The sequence below is a fragment of the Halomonas sp. SSL-5 genome (assembly GCF_030708455.1).
GTDB lineage: Bacteria > Pseudomonadota > Gammaproteobacteria > Pseudomonadales > Halomonadaceae > Halomonas.
The window spans coordinates 1-3,385 of record NZ_JAUYWF010000021.1; the positions used below are offsets into that span (position 1 = coordinate 1).

1 tRNA gene and 2 rRNA genes are annotated in these 3,385 nt (G+C 55.2%); all 3 read left to right on the plus strand.

Features of this window, described 5'->3' with window-relative positions:
* Nucleotides 1–76, plus strand: a tRNA-Ala gene (locus tag RAN53_RS16260).
* Nucleotides 77–293: 217 nt separating this feature from the next.
* A 23S ribosomal RNA gene (locus RAN53_RS16265) occupies nucleotides 294–3,180 on the plus strand.
* Nucleotides 3,181–3,262: 82 nt separating this feature from the next.
* A 5S ribosomal RNA gene (gene rrf / locus RAN53_RS16270) occupies nucleotides 3,263–3,378 on the plus strand.
* Nucleotides 3,379–3,385 lie beyond the last annotated feature (7 nt).

Here is a 3,385-nt window from a genome sequence, read left to right on the forward strand (position 1 = left end):
GGGGCCTTAGCTCAGCTGGGAGAGCGCCTGCCTTGCACGCAGGAGGTCAGCGGTTCGATCCCGCTAGGCTCCACCATCTCCCATCCCCACAGTCTACCTGATCGGATCCGCAGTCATAAGCCATCCTTGCATCGCGCAATGACCGGTTTATGACTGTCGATTGACAGTCTGCTCTTTAACAATGTGAATCATGCTGACAAACGTTCTTTCCGCAAGGAAAGAACACGAGATACGTCTCAAGCGTATCCGGCAATGTCGTGTGTCATCGCGGACCAGACCCTTTGGGGTTATATGGTCAAGCGATGAAGCGCATACGGTGGATGCCTAGGCAGCCAGAGGCGATGAAAGACGTGGAAGCCTGCGATAAGGCTCGGCGAGGTGGCAAACAACCTGTGACCCGGGCATTTCTGAATGGGGAAACCCACCCAGCGTAAGCTGGGTATCCCACACTGAATCCATAGGTGTTGGGAGGCGAACCGGGGGAACTGAAACATCTCATTACCCCGAGGAAAAGAAATCAACCGAGATTCCCCCAGTAGCGGCGAGCGACCGGGGACCAGCCCTTAAGCATGTGACCGATTAGACGAACGCGTTGGGAAGCGCGGCCATAGCGGGTGATAGCCCCGTAGTCGAAAATCTGATCATGTGAAATCGAGTAGGTCGGGGCACGAGAAACCTTGACTGAAGACGGGGGGACCATCCTCCAAGGCTAAATACTCCTGGCTGACCGATAGTGAACCAGTACCGTGAGGGAAAGGCGAAAAGAACCCCGGAGAGGGGAGTGAAATAGATCCTGAAACCGTATGCGTACAAGCAGTGGGAGCAGACACGTTCTGTGACCGCGTACCTTTTGTATAATGGGTCAGCGACTTATTTTCAGTGGCGAGCTTAACCGAATAGGGGAGGCGTAGGGAAACCGAGTCTTAACTGGGCGACCAGTCGCTGGGAATAGACCCGAAACCGGGCGATCTATCCATGAGCAGGTTGAAGGTTGAGTAACATCAACTGGAGGACCGAACCAGGATCTGTTGAAAAAGATTTGGATGACTTGTGGATCGGAGTGAAAGGCTAATCAAGCCCGGAGATAGCTGGTTCTCCTCGAAAGCTATTTAGGTAGCGCCTCACGTAGCACCGCCGGGGGTAGAGCACTGTTTCGGCTAGGGGGTCATCCCGACTTACCAACCCGAGGCAAACTCCGAATACCGGTGAGTGACGCGTGGGAGACACACAGCGGGTGCTAACGTCCGTTGTGAAAAGGGAAACAACCCAGACCGTCAGCTAAGGTCCCGAAATCCTGGTTAAGTGGGAAACGATGTGGGAAGGCTCAGACAGCTAGGAGGTTGGCTTAGAAGCAGCCATCCTTTAAAGAAAGCGTAATAGCTCACTAGTCGAGTCGGCCTGCGCGGAAGATGTAACGGGGCTCAAACCAGGTACCGAAGCTACGGGTTCGTCGAATGACGAGCGGTAGAGGAGCGTCGTGTACGCCGATGAAGGTGGATCGAGAGGTCTGCTGGAGGTATCACGAGTGCGAATGCTGACATGAGTAACGACAAGGGGAGTGAAAAACTCCCCCGCCGGAAGACCAAGGTTTTCTGTTCTATGCTAATCAGAGCAGAGTGAGTCGGCCCCTAAGGCGAGGCCGAAAGGCGTAGTCGATGGGAAACGGGTTAATATTCCCGTACCTCACTGTATTGCGATGGGGGGACGGAGAAGGCTAGGTGAGCCAGGCGTTGGTAGTCCTGGTGAAAGTCAGTAGGCTGGAGAATCAGGCAAATCCGGTTCTCCCAGGCCGAGAGACGAGACGAACTGACCACGGTCAGGAAGTCATCGATGCCACGCTTCCAGGAAAAGCCTCTAAGCTTCAGATACAGTGGGACCGTACCCCAAACCGACACAGGTGGTCAGGGTGAGAATCCCAAGGCGCTTGAGAGAACTCGGGTGAAGGAACTAGGCAAAATGGTGCCGTAACTTCGGGAGAAGGCACGCCGCGTTAGTGTGAAGGCCCTGCGGCCGGAGCACGAGGCGGTCGAAGATACCAGGTGGCTGCAACTGTTTATTAAAAACACAGTACTCTGCAAACGCGTAAGCGGACGTATAGGGTATGACGCCTGCCCGGTGCCGGAAGGTTAAGTGATGGTGTTAGCGCAAGCGAAGCTCTTGATCGAAGCCCCGGTAAACGGCGGCCGTAACTATAACGGTCCTAAGGTAGCGAAATTCCTTGTCGGGTAAGTTCCGACCTGCACGAATGGCGTAATGATGGCCACGCTGTCTCCACCCGAGACTCAGTGAAATTGAAATCGCAGTGAAGATGCTGTGTACCCGCGGCTAGACGGAAAGACCCCGTGAACCTTTACTACAGCTTCACACTGGACGCTGATGTTGCTTGTGTAGGATAGCTGGGAGGCTTGGAAACCCGGACGCCAGTTCGGGTGGAGCCAACCTTGAAATACCAGCCTGGCATCATTGGCGTTCTAACTCAGGTCCGTTATCCGGATCGAGGACCGTGTGTGGTGGGTAGTTTGACTGGGGCGGTCTCCTCCCAAAGCGTAACGGAGGAGCACGAAGGTACCCTCAGCACGGTTGGAAATCGTGCAGTGAGTGCAAGAGCATAAGGGTGCTTGACTGCGAGACAGACACGTCGAGCAGGTACGAAAGTAGGTTCTAGTGATCCGGTGGTTCTGTATGGAAGGGCCATCGCTCAACGGATAAAAGGTACTCCGGGGATAACAGGCTGATACCGCCCAAGAGTTCACATCGACGGCGGTGTTTGGCACCTCGATGTCGGCTCATCACATCCTGGGGCTGAAGTCGGTCCCAAGGGTATGGCTGTTCGCCATTTAAAGTGGTACGCGAGCTGGGTTTAGAACGTCGTGAGACAGTTCGGTCCCTATCTGCCGTGGGCGTTGGAGATTTGAGAAGAGCTGCTCCTAGTACGAGAGGACCGGAGTGGACGCACCTCTGGTGTTCCGGTTGTCACGCCAGTGGCATTGCCGGGTAGCTATGTGCGGACAGGATAACCGCTGAAGGCATCTAAGCGGGAAGCCCCCTTCAAGATGAGATCTCCCCGAGGCCTTGAGCCTCCTGAAGGGCCCAGCGAGACCAGCTGGTTGATAGGCCGGGTGTGGAAGCGCTGCAAGGCGTTGAGCTAACCGGTACTAATGGCCCGTGAGGCTTGACCATATAACACCCAAGGGGTCTGTGATGACCCACGACACCGGATACGCAGAGACGTTTCGACGTCAGCATGATTCACCGTTTTTCGCCTGACGACCATAGCGTGCGTGAACCACCTGATCCCATGCCGAACTCAGCAGTGAAACCGCTCAGCGCCGATGGTAGTGTGGGGTCTCCCCATGTGAGAGTAGGTCATCGTCAGGCACTTATT